Source organism: Chryseobacterium sp. KCF3-3 (assembly GCF_045865955.1).
Lineage (GTDB): Bacteria > Bacteroidota > Bacteroidia > Flavobacteriales > Weeksellaceae > Chryseobacterium.
In genome coordinates this window covers 30,565-51,961 of record NZ_AP035792.1, presented here as the reverse complement: position 1 = coordinate 51,961, position 21,397 = coordinate 30,565, and the positions used below count along the sequence as shown (strand labels likewise).

General features: G+C 33.9%; 18 protein-coding genes. 13 read left to right on the top strand and 5 right to left on the bottom strand.

Annotation, left to right across the window (positions count from 1 at the left end; genetic code table 11):
* Positions 1–104 precede the first annotated feature (104 nt).
* The gene (locus ACKTTZ_RS00205) at positions 105–803 is read left to right on the top strand and encodes a DUF1826 domain-containing protein (RefSeq protein WP_407846917.1); all 699 of its coding nucleotides are present in this window, start codon (positions 105–107) and stop codon (positions 801–803) included.
* A gap of 37 nt (positions 804–840) precedes the next feature.
* Here ACKTTZ_RS00205 and ACKTTZ_RS00200 read toward each other — a convergent pair whose 3' ends face one another.
* Entirely contained in the window at positions 841–1,689 is an 849-nt protein-coding gene (locus ACKTTZ_RS00200) for a sialate O-acetylesterase (protein WP_407846916.1), read from the bottom strand.
* Complete coding sequence (locus ACKTTZ_RS00195) at positions 1,686–2,246, bottom strand: TetR/AcrR family transcriptional regulator (RefSeq protein WP_407846915.1); 561 nt, start codon at positions 2,244–2,246, stop codon at positions 1,686–1,688. Before ACKTTZ_RS00195 ends, ACKTTZ_RS00200 begins: the two co-directional genes overlap by 4 nt.
* A 221-nt stretch (positions 2,247–2,467) precedes the next feature.
* On the opposite strand from ACKTTZ_RS00195, the gene ACKTTZ_RS00190 reads away from it, so the two are divergent.
* Entirely contained in the window at positions 2,468–3,058 is a 591-nt protein-coding gene (locus ACKTTZ_RS00190; RefSeq protein ID WP_407846914.1) for a DUF4840 domain-containing protein, read from the top strand.
* A gap of 65 nt (positions 3,059–3,123) precedes the next feature.
* Here the strand turns inward: ACKTTZ_RS00190 and ACKTTZ_RS00185 are convergent, their stop codons facing one another.
* A complete protein-coding gene (locus ACKTTZ_RS00185; protein WP_407846913.1) occupies positions 3,124–4,383 on the bottom strand; it encodes a hypothetical protein in 1,260 nt (419 codons plus the stop codon).
* A 1,671-nt stretch (positions 4,384–6,054) separates the two neighbouring features.
* Here ACKTTZ_RS00185 and ACKTTZ_RS00180 point away from each other — a divergent pair.
* The 5 genes from ACKTTZ_RS00180 (at position 6,055) to ACKTTZ_RS00160 (ending at position 12,349) form a co-directional block, all read left to right on the top strand.
* Positions 6,055–7,107 (top strand): ComEC/Rec2 family competence protein, encoded by a 1,053-nt coding sequence (locus ACKTTZ_RS00180; protein WP_407846912.1) that lies wholly within the window; start codon positions 6,055–6,057, stop codon positions 7,105–7,107.
* Entirely contained in the window at positions 7,107–8,414 is a 1,308-nt protein-coding gene (locus ACKTTZ_RS00175; protein ID WP_407846911.1) for an ABC-three component system protein, read from the top strand. The genes ACKTTZ_RS00180 and ACKTTZ_RS00175 overlap by 1 nt, the downstream gene beginning before the upstream one ends.
* A complete protein-coding gene (locus ACKTTZ_RS00170; RefSeq protein WP_407846910.1) occupies positions 8,395–8,928 on the top strand; it encodes an ABC-three component system middle component 1 in 534 nt (177 codons plus the stop codon). Before ACKTTZ_RS00175 ends, ACKTTZ_RS00170 begins: the two co-directional genes overlap by 20 nt.
* On the top strand, positions 8,925–12,056 hold the full coding sequence (locus tag ACKTTZ_RS00165; RefSeq protein WP_407846909.1) for a hypothetical protein: 3,132 nt from the start codon (positions 8,925–8,927) through the stop codon (positions 12,054–12,056). Before ACKTTZ_RS00170 ends, ACKTTZ_RS00165 begins: the two co-directional genes overlap by 4 nt.
* 77 nt (positions 12,057–12,133) lie before the next feature.
* Entirely contained in the window at positions 12,134–12,349 is a 216-nt protein-coding gene (locus tag ACKTTZ_RS00160) for a hypothetical protein (protein WP_407846908.1), read from the top strand.
* A gap of 68 nt (positions 12,350–12,417) precedes the next feature.
* On the opposite strand, the gene mnmE is transcribed toward ACKTTZ_RS00160, so the two are convergent.
* Complete coding sequence (mnmE, locus tag ACKTTZ_RS00155) at positions 12,418–13,803, bottom strand: tRNA uridine-5-carboxymethylaminomethyl(34) synthesis GTPase MnmE (RefSeq protein WP_407846907.1); 1,386 nt, start codon at positions 13,801–13,803, stop codon at positions 12,418–12,420.
* 447 nt (positions 13,804–14,250) lie between these two features.
* Here mnmE and ACKTTZ_RS00150 point away from each other — a divergent pair, with 447 nt between their 5' ends.
* Both ACKTTZ_RS00150 and ACKTTZ_RS00145 read left to right on the top strand, forming a co-directional pair.
* Positions 14,251–15,303: a hypothetical protein gene (locus tag ACKTTZ_RS00150; protein ID WP_407846906.1), complete on the top strand. Its 1,053-nt coding sequence runs from the start codon at positions 14,251–14,253 to the stop codon at positions 15,301–15,303.
* Between the two features lie 17 nt (positions 15,304–15,320).
* Positions 15,321–15,836, top strand: coding sequence for a hypothetical protein (locus ACKTTZ_RS00145; RefSeq protein ID WP_407846905.1), 516 nt, complete (start codon positions 15,321–15,323; stop codon positions 15,834–15,836).
* Positions 15,837–16,166: 330 nt separating this feature from the next.
* On the opposite strand, the gene ACKTTZ_RS00140 is transcribed toward ACKTTZ_RS00145, so the two are convergent.
* Positions 16,167–16,637: an Lrp/AsnC family transcriptional regulator gene (locus tag ACKTTZ_RS00140; RefSeq protein ID WP_034696927.1), complete on the bottom strand. Its 471-nt coding sequence runs from the start codon at positions 16,635–16,637 to the stop codon at positions 16,167–16,169.
* A gap of 142 nt (positions 16,638–16,779) precedes the next feature.
* Between ACKTTZ_RS00140 and ACKTTZ_RS00135 the strand changes: the two genes are divergently transcribed.
* From ACKTTZ_RS00135 to ACKTTZ_RS00120, 4 genes are all read left to right on the top strand, one after another.
* Positions 16,780–18,168: an MFS transporter gene (locus ACKTTZ_RS00135; protein ID WP_407846904.1), complete on the top strand. Its 1,389-nt coding sequence runs from the start codon at positions 16,780–16,782 to the stop codon at positions 18,166–18,168.
* A gap of 119 nt (positions 18,169–18,287) precedes the next feature.
* Complete coding sequence (locus ACKTTZ_RS00130; RefSeq protein ID WP_407846903.1) at positions 18,288–19,034, top strand: metallophosphoesterase; 747 nt, start codon at positions 18,288–18,290, stop codon at positions 19,032–19,034.
* A 77-nt stretch (positions 19,035–19,111) separates the two neighbouring features.
* A complete protein-coding gene (locus tag ACKTTZ_RS00125) occupies positions 19,112–20,026 on the top strand; it encodes an AraC family transcriptional regulator (protein WP_253316837.1) in 915 nt (304 codons plus the stop codon).
* A 216-nt stretch (positions 20,027–20,242) separates the two neighbouring features.
* The gene (locus ACKTTZ_RS00120) at positions 20,243–21,388 is read left to right on the top strand and encodes an efflux RND transporter periplasmic adaptor subunit (RefSeq protein ID WP_407846902.1); all 1,146 of its coding nucleotides are present in this window, start codon (positions 20,243–20,245) and stop codon (positions 21,386–21,388) included.
* Positions 21,389–21,397: the final 9 nt, after the last annotated feature.

The following is a 21,397-nucleotide window of genomic DNA, read 5'->3' as shown; positions in this document are numbered from 1 at the left end:
CCAAAAGAGGATGCTGTTTTTTTATCGTTGTCTTCTGATGGAATTGAATAACCTATTCCGTATTTTTGCACAGAATTAAGCAGTAAAACTTTTCATTTCAACCTATGAGCAATACGTTTTCTGACCATCATCAAGTAGGTGTGGTTTCTTCTTTTTCTGAACTTGTGAATACCCATTTTCAAGGCGCTATGAATGCCATTTGCTGGCATAGAAATTTAGTGGGTGACTTTAAAGAAATCGTCACAAAGCTTCAGTTGAAAGATGATATTACAGAAGTTTCCGGTGAAGATCTTTTAGCATTGGAATTATCAGAAGAGGGAAGTATGGCGAGAGAAATTATTTTAAATGACTTGCAGTTATTGACAGATATTGGAGCATCTCCGGTTCTTAATTTGCTTAAATGTTATGAACGTGATGAAGAGCTCGGTTTTATTTCAACAGATGTATATTCCTATCATGTGGACCGTTCACCTGTAGGGACAGACACTTTTCTATGCACTTATCATGGGACGGCAAGTGATATCATAGCTAATGATCAGGTGGAACAGAAAATTTTAATTCCTGAAATCCGTGAGCAACTTAAAAAATTGCATGACGGTAATGAGGACGAATTTGAAGACTTCCTGAAAGAGTATTTCTTTGATCTCCATTATCAGCCTAAGTCCAATGCAGAACCTGTCAATTTAGGAGTTGGTCATCTTTGGAGAATCGCTGTAGATCATCCTGATCAGGAAGCTTTACCTTGTGTTCACAGAGCGCCTGTAGAAAATGACGGGGAATATCGTTTACTTTTGATTTGCTGATGATTTTTTTGAATAAAAATCAATTTGAAGCATTCTTTTACTCTTGACTTAATGCGGTTAGTTTGTTTAAATAATCTTTACTTTCAATATTCCCGATAGCAAATTCGTGTTCCAGTAGTTTAATTTTTTCTGTCCTGGTATAAGGACGGTTATAGATTGTATTCAATGTATTTTCTTCATCAGCGATAGGGTTGGAAATATCCTTAAGGTCACGATAGGCCTGATAATATCTGATTCCAAGTAATCTCTGTGAATGAGCATTGAAGTGAATGCCGTCAGGATTGGAGTCAAGATCTTTTGCTGTAACAAAATAACAGTTTTCATGAGATTGGGCAAAATATTCCAATTCACGATTAACCAAGGAATAATGGATAAAATACTGCCCCAATATTCCTTTGGGTAAAAAATCTCCCAAACCTCCAATGATGAGAGGAACTTCAGGAATATTGAGTTTCTGACGCAAAGCATTAATAATTTCAGAGAACTTTTCCTGATACTTCTCTGCCTTTTCAGGTGAACAATCACTTTCACCCTGATGCCATAAAATTCCTTTAATTTCACTCGTTCGCTGGGCAAGTCTGGCTTGTGATACCGCATTTTCAAAGAGTGCACTGCCTACCGCCCAGTCATCAAGGCTGGTTCCTCCGTCAGCACATGGAATCAGCCCGATTTCATCCTGTTCGTTATCCAGTCTCCATGCTGCTGCAAATGATGAAGCAAGACTTACCCCTGAGCTGGGGCGATCAAAATTAATCGGTTCAGACATGATCTGCCATAATCCGTTTCTCTGCATTTTAATATGTTCATCAAAAATAGGAGGGACTTCTTTAGCGTAACCACGCCCGGCCATATTGGATTGACCTATCATTAAAAAAGAATGTATCATGATTGTTTATTTAATTGTAGGCCAATGCTTCTGCTGAATGATTTCCAGGCCAGTTTCTTTATTTCATTAGGCGCAATATCTCCGGATCTGTACGCTGTGATGGTTGCTGTGATACTATTGGTGAAAAGAATTTTTATCCAGGGTAGTGGCAACTGGTTATCTATTAAATGTTCTTTCTGCAGTTTTTGCAGGGCATCAAATACATCGGTTCTTGTTTTTGAATATTCCTTACTGATTTCAGTTTTATAAGTAGGTTCTATTTCGTTGAGCTTTATTAAAAAAGCATACTTTGTTCCGCTGTCAATTCCCGCATATAATAAATTTTCAAGCTGTATCAAAGCATCGGAGGAACTGTTAATGGCTTGGATAGCTGCTTCTTCCCACGCTTCCATCATATTTTGATTACAGGCTTCCAGTAATTCGTTCCGGTTTTTAAAATACCGGTGCAATGTTCTGCGGTTGAGGCTACAGTGTACTGCAATCTCTTCAAATGTTGCCGAAAAATTCTCATTGAAGACCGCTATAGCTGTATCGATAATTTTTTGTTGGGTATTCATTATTTTTAATTAGCTCAAATTTACGACAAATGTCTCAATTTTGAGACATTTATTTTAAGAATAGGAATAAATAGAAACAGGTGTTAAAAATAATACACAGTAAATCAATTGATTGAATTTATTTTTTAAAATCCCAAGCAAGGATATGGAAATTCTGTATTTATATAGATGAGTACTCAGTAAAATATTTTTTTAATCAAAATAATTAATTCAAAATCAAAATGAAAAAAATCAATCATGTAAAATTGATATCCATGCTTGTGATCTTACTGGCTATTCCTTTTGCTCTGGCAAGCTGCAGTAATGATGATGATGCTCCAAAACCTGATCCCATAACCATCAGTTTTGATGATCTTAACGGTGAATACACAGGAAAAGCAAGCGTATCCCAGGGAACTGTGAACGGAGAAACTGCGGTTACCTTTTCAGCCAAGAAAAACCTGATTTCCTATTCAGAATTTCCTATGAAAGAGATTGTGTACTCAGTAATTTCTGATCCTGTGAAAGCCAATCAAGCCTTAACAGCCATCGGAAAAATAAAATATGACCTGGATTATACAGCAGTCTTATACCAGTATAAAAAGGAAATAGAACTTAATCTTCTTCCTAAAGAATTGACTGTTCAGGTTCCTATTGACGGGGTAAGCAAGAAAGTTGTCATAACGTTCACAGCTTCCAAAAAAGGACTTTTTACCAAACAGAATACACAAAATATGAATTTTGAACTGCTTGCGAGTAAAATAACCGTTGAAGGAACCGTTGTCAATCCTTTCAATCCTATAAAATATAATTTTCAAATGCTGAAGAAGTAGTCGCAGTAAGGAATATTATACAGATGCACTTCCATAAGTGCATCTGTTTTTATGTAACGTATTCATTACCATTTGATTTTTATTTTGGGAACTACTTTTTTTATTTCTTTGGCGACATTAGTTCCTGCTTTTCCCAGTTCGTTGCTTATGTTTCTGACCACTTTTACCGCTTCATGATTTTTCCCGGGACCATATTGCAAATCATGAACCGTCGTATTCCATGTTTTGACAATATCGTTATTGGGACCAAACTGACCTTTTAAAGCATCTCCAATTTGATTTAATCCTTTAACGATGGTGTTATTTTTTCCGAAGCATCCGTTGTCACCACCAACACCGTTTGTTAAACATTTATTTAATTCTCGGTAGGTTAATTGGCCTCCCGCACAACCTGCAAATGCATACGGTTGTCCTCCGGTGCTTACCGCGCACTCAACGGCTATTTGGGCTTCCGTATTCAGATTAAGTTTACTTGCTCCATAACACACGGCAGTTCCCATAAAAGATATTTCACCACTGTTGGCCTGATCTTTAAAGCAGGAAACTAATTGCTTGAGTTCAGGATCATTTACTTTATCAGCGAAACAAAGGGGATACATTTCGTAATTGCCACCATATTCTTTATAGCATTTCAACATATCCTGAGTAATTTGCTTTTCTTTTGACCCGCCTAAAATACTGAGCATACAAAGACTCTGTTCCTCCATGGTTGTTGAGTTTTTGGCACACTTATAAATTTCAAGTTCTTTCTGACCAGCCATATTAGTTACCATACAGTCCCCGAATTTCATCTGATTTAATGATCCGTCAAAATTCAAAGAATTCTTATAGCAGTCTACTGCCTTTTGCTCGCTTGTCATCATCACATCTCCAAAAGGGTTTTGCTCGTCAATAATCTGAGTAGGTAATGGTCTCAATCCGTCAGCGGTTTCAATTCCTATTTGATTATCATAGATAGGCTTTGGTAGATACATAACCGGCGGAGGAGGAACAGGAATATTGGAATAACCCACGACGCGGTATCCATATCTGTAATCTAATTCTATAATATTTTTATTAAAGTCCAGAAAAAAAGCCTTTTGATAAGGAACGGCAGACGGCAAGAGTAAATAATTAATTCCGGTTTGATCATATACGGCCTGACCAGCGTTTCCCGGATTACCGTCCTGAACAATCACCCCTGTATTGTACATGGTAAAAGACTGACGATAAGTAGTCAAAAACATCTGTCCGATTGGATAAACCTGTGCCAAAAGGAAGGAACAGAAACTCATCAGTGAAATCAGCACACTTAAAATTGATAGTTTTTTAATAATTGTGTCCATGGTACTTTTTTTTGATAAAGGTACCCCTGCAGACCAATACCAAAACATTACCCTTTTTCGCTATTTTTGAAGTCTGCTATGCAAAGTCTCCTGATTTTGAAGATCGGATGTTTTAGGAAAGGTAGCAGATGGGCTGGGGCTGGTTACGAATATAAAGCTCGCTTTCCCAAATCCATTCTTATATTAATTTTTGAATTACTTAATCTTATGAATACAATTTTACAAATAATACTTCTTATCATTATATTTTCAAATTCCATATTTTTAATGTTGGAAAAAAATATATCATCTTTTAAAATATTAAAATTAAGTTGGATCATCGCATTAATAAATATTTTAGTAATCCTATTCTTTTTTGAACTAAAGCAATCTATTATCCTTTATATCACATTCACATCAATTATTGTTGTTTTTACTTTAGGACTAAGAAGTTTTGTAAATAGTTATAATACCAATACATTGGAAAATCATGATAATAGAAAACGATTTGTCAATTTCTTCACCTATTTTTTACTCTTCTTTTTACTGATGCTTACAATTGGTGTTATGAAAAATCTTTTATTTGATTCTCCTTTAGAATAAATGATTTAAGATTATAAAATATACCTATTAAGGAAATTCACCTCACTTTGGACAATAATAAAATTTCTTTCTTTTGTAATATATACTCCAAAGTCACAAAGTCAGGAGGCTTTGGAGACGTAAGGTATATGTGAATAGACTTTAATAAATAAAAAAACAACCTTAAAAAAGACTGTTTTATATTTTGAATTTGAAATTTTTAAATTGTGATAAGAAATAATTCTACTTCTCGATACAAAAGCTGAAAGCCTGTTGTATTCAGTACTTTGGTAAGTACAGGGGACAAATATGGGACTGCTTTACACAAATACAAATTAACCTAATCGAAGTTACGAAATATATGATATCATACCAAAACAAGACTCAATAAAATTGAAATTTATGAAATTAAAAGGCACAGGAATTTTGTTCTCTCTTTTGTCAGATTCCCATCTCTTAAAAAGATGAAATAACCGTTGAAATTTAAAATAAATATCAACGGTTATTTCACCTAACAGTTCACTTCTGTTGTAACTTATCAAAATTTGTATCGGAACATTTATTTAAAATAATAACTAAAAAAGATTTAAATATCTTTTGCACCTTCATTAGCAAGTCTCCCATACATAAAGAGAAAGAATGTAAGAACTTTGTCCTTACAAAGGTAGCAACTCCAAGCAGATTTAAAATTAAGAGATATAAAGCATATTCCTTATAAAAATACACGTCATTTCCTTACTGTTTTCCGTAAATCCATCTTGTTTTATATAAGTAGTTTAGCCAAATATTTTGATAAAGCTTAAAGAATTTATGAAGAGCATGCAAAATTGCTTGGCCCCTGGCCTTAGGTCTTGTCTCGCTGTCATCCAGCCGCATGAAAGTGGAATCTTTATTTATCGATGAAGGTTTCGGTTCGCTGGATCCCAATACGCTCAACATTGCTATGTATACCCTCAAACGCCTTCACAACCAAGGCCGAAAAGTAGGTGTAATCTCGCACGTCCAGGAAATGACTGAACGGATCCCGGTGTAGATTAACGTCAGCAAGCAACAGAGCGGGATGAGTAAGGTGGAAGTGATTGGAGTTTAACTATGGAAAAAATTATAAGCATGAATATAAAATTTTTAAAAGCATTTAATGGAGATTGTATATGGGTTTCATTTATAGAAAATGATATGCCAAGAAACATAATTATTGACGGTGGTATAGGAAATACTTATAAAAGTTCATCCAATGTAAAGGGCGACTTTTTCAAAGTAATTGAAAAGATTCGCCAAGATGAGCAATTCATAGATCTTCTTATTTTAACACACTTTGATGACGATCATATCGGTGGGATTTTGAGATGGCTGAATGAAGATAAAAAAGCTTCTAACATTATTAAAAAGGTATGGTTTAATTCAGGACATGAAATAGCTAAGAAATTTGAAAGCGATGAAAATGAAGATCTAAATATCAAAATAGTAAATGGAGCAAATGATTTTAAAACAAGTCTGAAGCAAGGGATTAAATTTGAAAAGTATCTTGAAGATAACAACTTATGGGCAGGTGAAATTATTGAGCAGGGCTTGGAATATGAATTATTTGGAATAGGATTTAAAATCCTATCTCCTGATCATGAAAAATTAGATAAACTTTTAAAATTATACAAAAAACAGAAGGATTACTTTACAAGCGGAGGTGAATACGACTTCAAAACTCCATTGAAAGACTTTATAAACGAAGAGAGAAAATGTGATTTTCAATTTAATGAGGATACAAGCGTTGCAAATGGCAGTTCCATCGCTTTCATAATGGAATATGATAATAGAAGTTTCCTATTTCTTGCAGATGCTCATCCATCAGTTATTATTAACGGGTTGGATAAATTCAATTACAATAAAATTAGTCCGTTGCATGTAGAACTAATGAAGGTATCCCATCATGGAAGCATGTATAATACTAACAAAGAACTTTTAGAAATTGTGAAAACAAACAATTATCTAATAAGTTCAAATGCGACCAAACATGGATTGCCCAACAAACGAACATTAGCCCGAATTATTAATAATAATCCTAATGCTAATATTTATTTCAACTACGATTTAAAAGATGCCATCTTTTTGGCGCAGGACTGGAAAGATTATCCAAGGTTTAGATCAAAAATGCAAAACGAGTTTTGATGAACGAAAATGATTTAAAAAGGTATACTGTCATTTTAGATAATGGAAGTGGTATATTATTTCAGCCTTTAGATGAAGCAAAAACGTACATCCTTTCCGCTAAACACGTTTTTTATGATGAAGTAAGTAATGATAACGCAGAGGATACAAAGAAAATAAAAGCTACAGCTAAATATTATTTTTCAGATAGCCAAAATGATGCTAATGAAATTGAAATTATAAATGGTCAGAATTATTTCGAGCATCCTGATGATGAGATTGATGCTGCAATTTTAATTCTTGATGAGGCTTTAGGTTTTGATCAAATTTTTATTGATGAAAGAACAACGGGTTTCGAAGATTTTAATTTGACAGGTTTTCCTGAGAATAAACGCGAATCAGAGGATCAATATGATAAACAAATAATAAGAGACCTAAATAGTTATAATGACAAATTAATCACATTAAGATTAGTTGTCAATCATTTAGATCATGAACAGATTGCTGGATTTTCGGGAGGAGGAATAATTAAAATAAACAGTGATAGCTTGTTATTGGCTGGAATTCAAAGTAAAACACCAATTGGCCCATGTAATGGAGAAATTCAAGTTGTGCCGATAAAAAGATTTGAAGAAATAGTTGAACTCAATAATTTGCCTCAATTACTACCGAACTTCTTCTCAAAGATAGATTTGCTTTTATGTTCCATAATTGAATTTAATCAAACAACCCCTAACCTACAACCTAAGCTACAGGGTGCTCTTCGAATTCAATCAAGGCAAATTAAGTGTGACTTGAAAGAGGTTTACAATCGTAAAATATTAAACAAATCTGCAATAAAAGCGAATAGCCTAAGCAGTAAACAGTTTTGGACTTCGTTTCTTGAGTACGCCTTAATAATTAGCTTGATAGAAGATGGTGAGTTCAATGAAGAATTGTTAAACAAAATGAGTAAGAAAAGAAAGTTTATATTTTCTGATTCTTCTAAAAATATTTATGATATGTATAGTGACATTTTGTTATTTGCTGCCGATAATATTGACGATCAATGTCAGGTTATTGTTGGCACAATGATTCCTCCATCAACAAATAAAACCAGAAGAATGTCGACAGATAGGGTTCCTACAAATATCTCTAGCATAAATGATGATGAAACTATTGATCGAATAACGCTTAGAAACAAAATAAAAGAGATCATACATATCAAAGCAATAGAACTTGATTGCATTAATGAAAATGACAACCTATTAGATCAATTTTCGTTAGGACAATTTAATGAGATATTAACTGAAATTAAAAGATTAGTAAATGAATTTTTCAATAATTGAAATTACAAATAAAGACTTTGAGATTGAAAATTGCAAAGTCTATCATTATCGAAATGAAGATAACTTCAGAATAAATATTTTTTTTCTTGAAGCTAGTAGTGATAACATCATGGAAAACTGGAAACGATTTTCGAATATGGTAGCATCTAACTATCAAAACTTTGAATATATGTCTGATAGAGAATTTGATAAATGGAATTTTTATATCATTTACATTTCAAAAGACAATGTTTCAAAGGAACTGAAAAATAAAATTGAGAATAATAAATTTTCTAGTAGAAAAATTGTTGAAGATTCCTACGATAAAGAATTTAATGATAGTGAGGCGAATCGCTTGATCATTAAACATATTACGAATGCCGATTTAAAGGAAATTGTAGAGGCAACTCAAGAAGTTACTATTTCAACATACATTCCTGATAATGAAAAACTTTGGAAATTATTAGATGAAGTAAAAGTTATTGGTGACAGAAAAGCTCAGGAAGAATTCATAAAAAAAATAAATGCACTATGAAAATAAAAAGAGTAAAAATAACTGGTTTTAGAGCATTTGAAAAGGAGGAAGATTCTACTTTTAATTTTACAAAAGAAGGCGAAATAATGAATTTTGCTTCAATATATGCTCCAAATGGTTTTGGCAAAACTTCTTTTTATGATGCAGTTGAATGGGGAATTACCCATAAAATTCAGCGTTTTGATAGAATGGTTGATTTTGAAAAAGTTAGAAAAGACAACAATTCTCAATTGTTATTAAATAAAAATTCTGAATCAGGAAAAGTAATAGTAGAAACCAGTTCGCAAAATTTTGAAAATATTATTAATAAAAAGAAAGTATATAAATATAATGAAAAGCCTGCAAATGAATATTTTCAAAATCAAATATTAACTCAGGATTTGATAGATGCTTTTCTAAAAGAAGAAAAAGCTGATAAACGTTATGAGAACTTCTTAGAAATAGATAAAAATTTAAAAAAATATGATTTAGCGTATAAAAAAATCAATACGCTTTTAGGATATATTAATGATCAGAGGAAAGAGTTAATTAAGACTAAAGGGGACGAAGAAAAAAAACTTCAATCTGAAATTGACTTTGAACAGGAGTTCAAAAAATTTGATGAAATTAATGAAGTAATAACTTCTCTTAATAAAGAAAATGAAAGTCTTCAGCTACTTGATCAAAATACATTCAATCAAATTACTTATGATAATTTAGCTAGGAATATTGATGTCCGATTATTATCATTAGAAGAAGGATTGATTAAAATTAAACTGTACATCGATACCATAATACTTGCAAGGGACGGAGAAGAATTTGAAGATCGGAAATTAACAGGTGGGCTCTTATCCTACCTTGAAAACAAAAACGAAATTCAAAAACTAGATGATCAAATCAAAGAATTAGATAAAATAGTTGAATGGTTTGAAGAACAGGAAAAAATCAATAATGAATCGCTTGTCAATGATGAAAATTTAAAAAATCAACAAAACAGGCTGGAGCGAGCCCTTAATATTGAGAAACAATTTGAAACATTTCTTAGCATACAAAAAGAGATAGATAGTTTACAGAATAATATTACGGGGTTTAAAGAAAGTTTGTTGAATAATGAACGTGAAAAACTTGATGTCGAAAAGAAAAAGAATGATACATTAATAAGACTTGATGAATTAAAAAGTTCTCTTGAAAATAATCAGTATAAATTAAATAATGTACCAGATCAACAAAAACAGTTAGAGTCAACTTCTCAAATTATTCGTGATATACAAAAATCTATCGATGACTTATCACAGTCAATTATCACAGAAGAGCTCAAACGTGATAATTTAAAAATAACTCTAGATGAATTCAGATATTACGAAGATAAGATCAACAATGATATTGAACTTCTATTACAATTTAAATTTTTTGAAGAACATAAAAATTTAGTTACTAATTATATTGCTGATAAACAAAAGTTTGATAAATTTCAAAAAGATATAGAAGAAATTCAGGTTAAAATACGCAGTCAAAGCCAGTTTAATAAAGAACTTAATGATTTTATTAGCTCAGGACTGGAATTACTCAGTAAGTCACAAACTTCAGACTGTCCTTTATGCAATCATAATTATGGCACCTTTGAAAAGTTATCCGAAAATATTTTATCAAATAAATTATTAGATGATAAACTGAAAAAATATTTAGAAGAAAAGGTTGAGATAGAATTGAGAATAAATGAGTTAATATCACAACTAACTATTGATAAAGAAACAATAGAAAATATTTTTTCTTTAATAAAACAACCGTATATCACAGAGTATAGAAATATTAAAAATCTTATCGATAAGTTAGATTCTGATAAAAAAGTTAATGTAGAAAGACTAAATAGTAATCAATCTATCTTAAATGATATCAATTTATATTTAGGTGATTCGAAAACATTTGTAGATTTATCAAAAAAAATACAGAATGATCTCTCAAAAATTGAGAGTCGGATTTTGGAGTTTTCTCATGAGATAAAAAAAGATAATGAGGCGATTTTAGAGAAAGAAATATCCATCAAATCGACTAAAGAATTGCTAGAGATTTCTGAACGTAACCTTTTTAAACATCAATCTTCAAATGATTATAAAGATATCAAGACGTATTTTATTGAAGAATTAAAAACCAATGATGTTGAAAAAAACTTGTTAGCCGAACTAATAACAGGTATTCAGTCACTTATTGATGAATTAACAAACAAAAAAGAAGCTCAAAACATATCCTTGGCTGAATTAAAAATCAAACTATCTAATTATACTTTATCTAAAGAGGAGTATATAGAAAAGATTCAGATTGTTAATAATTCAAAAAATTTAATTTTAAGAGTTTATGAAAGTTATGAAAACCACATCCAATCAGAATTTGATTTAATAATAAGAGACAAGGATAAATCCCAAATTGAAAAAGCATTTATAGAATTAATTGAAAGGCAAAAGGAAATAGAGAAGCAAGCAGAATTAAAGATTGAAAAATATAAGATAGTTAGGATTTTAAACAATTCTTGCATTAAAGTTACTGAATCTAAGAATATACAAGATACAATTAATAAGATTGTTAAGAATCTACAAGATCTTGGGGGGGCGGAAGAGATATTAAATACTGAAAAAGAAAACCTAAAAGCATACCTAAAAGAGACAATTGAATCCTATTTTTATACACCATTAATTAATGCCATTTATAGTAAAATAGATCCGCATCCAGATTACAAGTCTATCGAATTTAAATGTGATTTTGCTGAAAATAAACCTCGCTTACAAATTTATACCCTATCAATAAATACTAAAGGAGAAGAAGTTTGGTCTGTACCTTCTTTATATTTTAGTACAGCTCAAGTAAACATTTTAAGTTTGAGTATCTTCCTTGCTCGTGCTTTAAAAACGAAGGACAATAAAGGTATACCTGTCGATTGTATTTTTATTGATGATCCTATTCAATCAATGGATAGCATCAATATTTTATCTTTTATAGATTTATTTAGAGGGTTAACATTATCATTAGACAAGCAGCTCATTGTGTCTAGTCACGAAGAAAACTTTCATCTACTTTTGAAGAAAAAAATTCCTTCACAATTATTTAAATCTACGTTTATAGAATTAGAGACTTTTGGCAAGGTTAAGTCTGAGTAAATTTTAATTCTACTTAGGTATTGCTTTAATCTGATCAAAAAAATACCGCCCATAAATCAGCCCAAAGCTAATCAAAAATGAATTACGAAAAAGCGCTCTCTCATTACAAAAACGACAAAATCCTTCAGCTCCTGTGGGCAGAACACTTTCTGCTGCTGGTGAGCTTTTTCCACCTCGTCTTCAAGCAGCAGGACAGGATTTCGTACCTGCAAACCCGCTACGCAAAGTCTCCTAACTTTGACTCAGTAATAGAGCCTCAAAATTTGGAAATTTCAAACAAAAGACTTCAATAAACAAAAAAACAGCCTCAAAAAAGGCTGTTTTATATTTTGAATTCAAAACTCTTAAAAGATGATTGTATCTACTTTCCAATACAAAACTTAGAAAAAATATTCCCCAGCACCTCATCATTGGTCACCTCTCCGGAGATTTCTCCAAGATGTTCCAGGGCATTTCTAAGCTCATACGCCAGTAATTCCGTAGAGATCTGAATAGAAATAGCTTCTTTCACTTTATCAACGGCATCCATGGATTTTCTTAAGGCTTCAAAGTGTCGTTGATTCGTGATGACAACGTTATTTTCTTCAGTTTTTAAATGTTCCACATACGAGGAGAGTTCATTTTTCAGATCCTGAATATTTTGATTTTCAACTGCTGATATTTTAATGAAATCAAAATCATGAGAAATAGCGTTTCTGAAAATATCTTCTACTGTTTCGTATTTGGTAGGAATGACTTCATCAATTTTTGTCGCACAGATAATCAGCTTCAGATCTTCTCTTAACAGGGATTGGATCATTTCAATATCCTCAGAAAAATCCTCGGTAGCAGCATCTGCCAGATACACCAGAATATTGGCGTTTTCTACTTTTTCTTTAGCTTTTTTCACCCCGATTGCTTCAATTTCATCCACTGTTTCACGAAGTCCGGCAGTGTCAATCAATCGGAAAGCATGACCTTTAATATGAAGAACCTCTTCAATCGTATCTCTCGTTGTTCCCGCAATATTACTCACAATCGCTCTTTCTTCCTTCAAAAGGGAGTTCAGTAGCGTGGATTTCCCGGCATTTGGTTTTCCGATGATGGCAACAGCAGTTCCGTTTTTAATGGCATTTCCGTATTGGAAACTTTCAATCAGAGAGCTTAATTTGACTTCAATTTTATCCAATAATCCGCTTAAGGCACTTCTGTCAGCAAATTCAACATCTTCTTCCGCAAAATCAAGTTCCAGTTCAATTAAAGAAACAAAATTTAAAAGGTCAGTTCTCAATACAGAAATTTCGTTGGTAATTCCTCCTTTCAGCTGGTTGATCGCAACTTTTCTCGAAGCTTCATTTTCAGAAGCAATCACATCAGCAATCGCTTCCGCCTGGGAAAGGTCAATTCTGCCGTTGATAAAAGCACGAAGAGTAAATTCTCCTGCTTTAGCCATTCTCGCTCCGTTTTTGATCAGGGTTTCAAGAATACGTTTTCCGATATGCGGAGAGCCGTGAAAAGCAATCTCCACAGAATTCTCAGTGGTGAAACTTTTCGGAGCCAGAAAAATGGAAAGCATCACCTCGTCAATAGCTTCCTCCTCATCCATAAAATAACCGTAATGAATGGTGTGGGATTTCTGTTTTTCCAGATTTTTAGCCGGAAAACTTTTCTGAACTACAGATAAAGCTTCATTTCCTGAAACACGGATGATGCCTAAAGCACCTATTCCATTGGCCGTAGCCAGTGCACATATCGTATCGTTATTCATGCTGCAAATTTACGGTTTTTAATGTGAATTTGAATGGACGTCTGTTATTCAGATTATCTATTGTCTTATTCAGTTAAAAACAGCTAAGGTTTAAAACAGGCTATGTTTTGAGGATGTGGTTGTATGAAAGATGTACTTACTCTATCAATAAATGCAGAATTATTTCTATTAAACATGTAAAGAAAACACCATTTGAAATATAAAATCTAGAAAATAATTCTGTCGAATATAAGTGCCATGCGAAGAGTATAATTTGTTGTGGTGTAACAATTATAAGTGTTTTTTGATAACCTTGGCAGTCATATATAGTGTTTAAATATCATATAAATGTAAAAAAATTAAACACCTGTTTGGTATGTTAATTGTTTAATAGTCCGTCGATGATGTTGAAAATTTAAATATTTTTCATTAAAACGATGATAATCTGTTAAAATATTATAAATATACATGAATAACTTATTTTTTTTAAGCATTAATAAAAAAATGTCTTTTTTATTGATGTTCGTCTTTAGTATTTTGGGCTATGCACAATGCATTCCTTATACCGGACAAGCGATGACAAGCGGAAATACCTATTGCCTTAACGGAACCCTCAGTGTAAGTACCAATATCAGCATTCCAAACGGAGCATCACTAATCATTCAATCCGGACAATTGCAATCCAATAGCATTCAGGTAGATGGAGTGTTGGAAATTGGTGACGGAGCAAGTGTTAAGTCTACAGGAACAGTGAAAGTAGGAACTTTCGGATCTCAGAAAAATTCAAAAATTAAATTAGGAGCTAAATCCTTCTTATCCCTTGTAGGATCCGTAGTTCAGGAAGATCCAACCTTTGGTGGTTTTTATCCCGGAACAACTTCTGTTATTGAAATGGGAACAAGCAGTGTAGTAGAAATTTGTGGAACATTTACCCAGCAGTCTACAACTTATCCTTCTGTTGAATATGTAGGTATTCCTACCGGAAGAGCGTATTGTATTGCAAAAGCAGACGTAAGTGGTGGAGGTGGAGCTTCCATTATCAGTGATGACAGTCAGATCGTAGCTATTGTTATGGGATCCGTAACAGGATTAGGAATGGGAAATTCCAGTTTCTGTGGACCGAATGCAACCAAAGCTATGTGTCCTTCTCTTTGGCCTGAAGGATTGTCTGAAGATAAATCAAGTTGTGGAAATGCTCCTCTGATTATTGATGAAATCGACGGATTTTGTACAAAACCCGGTATTTCAGGAACTCCTGATGGTTATACAAAATTCGGAATTACTGTACAGCAGAAAAGCGATTCCTGGCCGGAAAATATACCCAATGGATTCCTGGCTATGGAATCAAAAAATAAAGGTTTTGTTATTACCAGAGTTCAGCATGTAAGCCAGACTCCACAACCTGGAGACGCCATCGCAGAACCGAAAGAAGGGATGCTTCTGTATGATATTCAGGATAAATGTGTGAAGCTTTACAATGGAACCGAATGGAACTGTGTACAAAGAAGCTGTAATGATTAATCTAACCGATAAATAGTATGAAAAATATAAGAAATATAAGTATAGCAGTTGCTTTGGTCATTTTCAACTCATTCTTTGCTCAGGTAGCAATTGGTAAGCAGACGGTAGATGGGAACAGCACAGTGTTGGATTTTAATAATGTATCGGGAAATACAAAAGGTTTAATTCTTCCTACTACCTCCGGATTTCCTGCAGGAACTTTAGAGAATGGAACATTTATCTTTGATGTAACAGATAACAAAGTGAAAGTCTACGAAAATGATGTCTGGAAATCCTTATCAGATGCCGGAAGTTCAGGTGCAATTGCTGATAATAATTCTGCAGAAACAGGGAAAGGAGTCATTATGGGAGAAGCTACAAGTACGGCAGATGGCGTATTGGTTCTGGAATCTCAGAATAAAGCGATGATTCTTCCCCAAATAGCTGCACCACATCTTAATGTAAAAAATCCTTATCCGGGAATGCTTTGCTATGATACGACCAGTAAGACATTGGCAGTATTTGACGGCTCAGTCTGGAATTACTGGAAATAAGTTAAAATAGAATGTCACAAGAGCCAAATTATTTGGCTCTTGTCATTGGAGTTGTTTAAACTTATCAAAATGCTCAATATATATATTGAACCATTAAGAAGGATTTAAGAAATAAAGTCTAGTTAAGATAAATCATCCTGATTTTTAAGCTTAAAGCGAAGCTCATCTTAATATTCTAAACACCTTAATGGAATCTTAATGGTTCAAAAAAATTTAAACAAGTTTATTGACTACGTTGAATCTTTGATTTCTGACATAGGAAGAATCTCATTGAAATCTAATGTGTAACATTCCTTACTTATTTCTGAATCACATTGCAGCCTTTTCAGCTTAAACAATCTGAGCACTTTCCTTGATGCTGTTCATCACAAAAATACTTTTAGTCTGCCCAATTCCCTCAATTTCTGACAATTTGTTGACAAAAAACTCATGAAATTCATCCATATTGGGAGCTAGGATCTTCAGCATAAAATCAAAATCTCCACTGATATTGTAAAACTCTACAACTTCTTTCAGTTTTCCGACCTCTTCAATGAATTTTCCCGCAGTTTTCTTATTGTGGACATTCAAGGCGATCATACAAATTACCATCATCCCTTTATTGACCTTTTTACGATCTACCACAGCAGTATATTCTTTAATGATTCCCTGTTTTTCCATACGTTTGATACGCTCGTGCGTAGGCGTAGGACTCAAATTGATCCTTGCTGAAATATCACGGACACTCATCTTCGCATCTTTCTGAAGCAGACGGAGGATGGATAAGTCTTTTTCATCTGGAATATAATTTTCAGTTGCCATTTTGTTCTGTTTTTATAGGTTTTTTCTGATAGATCAGGTGTTTTGTTCTTTTAAATATTTTAAATATTCAATATTGTTCCAAATTTAAGGTTAAATTTTCAAATACGTTCTGTTAATTTTAATTTTGCAGGAAATTTGAAACATGGATACAAGGAAGAATTTAATATTAATTTTAGCATCGGTAGGAACATTTGTAGAGGCGTTGGATATTGCCATTATTAATTTAACCATTCCTTCTATTCAGCAGCAGTTTCAGATCGGAGCAGAGACGGTTCAGTGGTTGCAGACGCTCTATGTGTTGTTCTTTGGAGGATTTCTGATCATCGGAGGGAAACTTTCAGATCAGATCGGAAGAAAGAAAATGTTTCTGATTGGAGCACTGATTTTTATGCTGACTTCATTAGGAGCAGGATTATCTCAAAACTTTGAAGTGCTGGCTATATTCCGTGCTTTGCAGGGATTGGGAGCTGCATTAGTGATGCCTTCTGCATTATCGATTGTGACCAATACCTTCAGAGGAGAACAGGAAAGAAACCGTGCTATCGGAATTTTCAGTTCATTTGCTGCTATTGGTTCCGGAAGCGGACTTTCCGTAGGAGGAATTATCAGTACTTATTTAAGCTGGCATTGGGTTTTCCTGATTAACGTTCCTATTCTTTTAATTACATTGATATTATCATACTATTATCTGCCAAAAGATGAAAAAAGCGAAACCGCTCAGAAAACAGATATGGTTTCAGGAATATTGATGGTATTAGGTCTTTTAAGTCTGACTTACGGAACTCATGAATTGATTCATATTAAAGAACAGCCTTTCCTGGTAGTAGGTTCTTTGGTTTTAGCATTAGTACTGCTTGTTATGGTGTACTACCGTTTAAAATCTGTTGCTGAGCCTTTGGTAGATTTAAAATTGTTTAAACATAGATCTTTAGTGGTTTCCAATGCGGTATTCTTTACCTTGGGAGCGTTTTTTATCGGGTTTTTATTCCTGATTTCACTGATGCTTCAGAAAGATATGGGATATAGTGCTGCTTCTGCAGGATTAATGCTTGTTCCGTTCAGTATTCTTTCTGCTTTGACGGCTAAATTTATTCTGCCACACGTATCAAAACGCCTGAGCTCTTCCCAGATGGGAGTTTTAGGATGGTCTTTCATGCTGACTGGAGGTTTGTTACTCTTGATTTCTGTTTATACCGGACATCCGTTAACAATGGTCTTATTGGGAGCTGCATGTATTTCCGGAGTAGGAATGACATTTTGTTTTACCGCACTTTCAGTGATGGGAATTCAGGATGTGGAACCTGCGCATTACGGGTTGGCATCAAGTTTGAGCTCTACTAGTTACTTTCTGGGAGCAGGTATTGGATTGTCATTCATGACGTTGATGAGTCAGCTCTTTCCATCAGAACTTTCAGTCGGAAGCCTGAATCTGATTATTTTGATCAGCTATGCTTTATTGGCGCTCGGAATGTTATTTTATTTTATATTGAAAAGCGTAAAAGTGAAGCAGGCAGAAGTAGCCGTTTTATAACAAGCGGCCTTAAAAATACACAAACTATATGAGGAAAGAATCGGTGCTTAGATGTCGGTTCTTTTTTTGATTTTTGTTATTCTGTTTCCCTTCATTACCTTTGCTGTTTACTATATATCATGAAAATACAGGTCATCAGCGATCTTCATCGGGAATTTGGAAGTACGGAATTATGTTTTGATCAAGCGGATGTGGTGGTGTTGGCAGGCGATGTCAATCTGGGAATCAAAGGAATAGAATGGATTAAAGAAACAATATCCAATAAACCTGTAATCTATGTTTTGGGCAATCATGAATACTATAAAGGTTCTTACCCTAAAACACTCAATAAAATTAAGGACGCAGCGTTGGATACCAATGTTCACGTGCTGGAAAATACATTTGTAGATATTGATGGAATTCGTTTTCATGGGGCAACCTTATGGACGGATTTTTCAATCTTTGGAAATCCTGTTCAGTACGGAATGCTTTGTCAGCCCAAAATGAACGATTATAAAATGATCAAAAGAGATCCTTCTTATTCGAAAATGAGAACTTTGGATACCTTTAAAATTCATCAGCTTTCAAAACAATGGTTAAAAGAAAGTCTTGAAGACTCAAAAGGACTTAAAAATATTGTCGTTACCCATCATGCACCAGGCATACAATCAGTTCCTGAACATTACAAAGAAGATCCGTTAACAGCGGCCTATGCTTCAGATTTGGAAGATGTAATTAAAGAATACCAACCCTTATACTGGATTCATGGGCATATTCATACGCCATGCAGATATAAGATCGACGAAACAGAAGTGATTTGTAATCCTCATGGCTATATTGATGAAAAATATAACGGATATGATAAGGAATTGCTTATTGTTGTTTAGCAAACAATAAAAAGTGAAATCGATTATTGGGCTTTTTGGCTCTTTTTCCACTACCTTCGTGTTTAATTTTCTTTCCAATGCCTAAAAAATCCCAACCAAAACCTGATTTTGTTTCACAGCTGGCTTTTGATGAAGTGCTTCAGCAAGTGGAGTTTGATCTTAGAATCAAGGAATTTGTGGTGATGGAAATTGATAAGGCAAACTATATCATACAACCTAATATGCCTTACCGGGCAGATTATTTCTGTATTTTTATGGTACAGGAAGGAAATGTGGGATTTACGCTGGATGATAAAAGCTATGAAGTTTCTAAGGGTGATATTATATTTTGTCCTATTTCAGAAACGTTTTGGGTGAATAGAATTGCTGATGATTACCAGGCAAAATATATTTTCTTTTCACTGGATTTCATTTCTGACGCAGGTTTTAATTATAAATCAAATAATGTTCTCAAAAGCCTGTCTTCAGATCCTACTCACATCATCAGAAAGGAACCGGATGTATACAGAAAATTGAATTTTCATCTCGATGAACTTAAGGCATTGAATAATAAAGAAAAAGATAATTATTATTTCAATGAAATGATTTGGCATCACTTTTCTTTGGTAATCTTTGAGATTGATAATCATTTTAAAAAGATAGAAAAACCCCATGTGGTAACTCATAGAGAAGATGAGCTTTCAACCAGTTTCTTCAAGCTTGTTCAGGAACATTTTAAAGACGAACATAATGTGCAGTTTTATGCAGATAAGCTCTTTATAAGCCGCAAATATCTTACAAAAGTGATTAATAAAGCGATTTTTAAATCACCAAGAGATATTATTCATCAGGTTTTAGCCGTTGAAGCCAGGCTTTTGCTGAAAAATCCCAACCTCAATATCAGTGAGGTCGCTTCACAACTTAGCTTTTCAGATCAGGCTTCTTTCAGTAAATTCTTCAAAAAACACACCGGGAAATCTCCATTGGAATACAGGAAAGATGATTTGTATTGATAATCAATGGTTTGTGGTTTTAAGGTGTCTTTTCACCAAAATTATATTGTAATATGATTGAAAATAGTAAATATTGTTATTTATATTGCCTATAAATGATATTTCTCATGTTTCTTTAAATAAGGAGTCTTTTTGACAAAACAAGGAGTTTTTCGAATAATCCTATTGAATTTTTTTCGTTCGATTTTTGTGCGGAAATTTAAAAGGACTATTGTTATGCAAAGATTTTTTATTCAAAAATCAACTCTACTTTTCCTCTCACTGATCGTATTGGCAGGGTGCAGGAAAAATAATCAAAACCAGGGCTATCAGCAGCAGGCGCCGGAATTACCTGTGGCAAAAGTAACACAGGGAGACGCTTCTGTTTCCAGAGAATATGCAGCATCTGTCGAGGGAGTTTCCAATGTGGAAATAAGACCTCAGGTAACAGGATATTTAAGCAAAATTTTTGTAGATGAAGGTGACTTTGTGAGGGCAGGTCAGCCGTTGTTCAAAATTGAAGATCAGGTTTTCCGTGAGCAGCTGAAAAGTGCTCAGGCATCTTTGATTACCGCTCAGGCGAATCTTTCCACTTCTAAAATTGATCTGGACAGAAAAAAAGAACTGTTCAGAAACAAAATGGTTTCGGAAATTCAGGTAAAAGAAGCGGAAGCAGCTTATAATGCAGCACGAGGAGCGGTAAGTCAGTCTACCTCAACCATTGAATCCGCAAAAATCAATCTTAATTTCTCTACCATCAAAGCTCCGGTAAGCGGATTTATCGGAAGATTCAACTACCGTCTGGGAAGTTTGATGACTCCTGGTAATCAGGATCCGATTACTTTATTGTCAGATATTCATCAGGTGTATACCTACTTCAGTCTGAGCGAAAATGATTTTAACAATTTCCAGAAACAGTACACCGGAAGCAGTATTGATGAGGTGATCAAAAATACTCCGGCAGTTTCATTATTGCTTTCAGGAGGTGAGAAATATGCTGAGACAGGAAAGATTGATGCAGTGGAAGGTCAGTTTAATAAAACAACCGGATCAATCACGCTAAGAGCAAAATTCAACAATCCCAACAATCTTTTGAGAAGCGGAAACACCGGGAAAATTGTACTGGATCAGTTCTACAGCAATGTTGTTTTACTTCCGATTGCTTCTACCAGAACCATTCAGGATAAAGTTTTTGTATTCACAATTCAGGGTGGGAAAGCAGCCATGCTACCTGTAGAAGTGAATGGAAAAGCCGGGGATAATTTCATTGTAGCCAAAGGACTTAAGGCAGGAGATGAATATATCACCAGCGGTTTTGACCGATTACAGCCGGGAACTCCTGTCGTGGCACAAAAGAAAAATGCTCAACAGAAAAAATCCTAAGAAGAAATC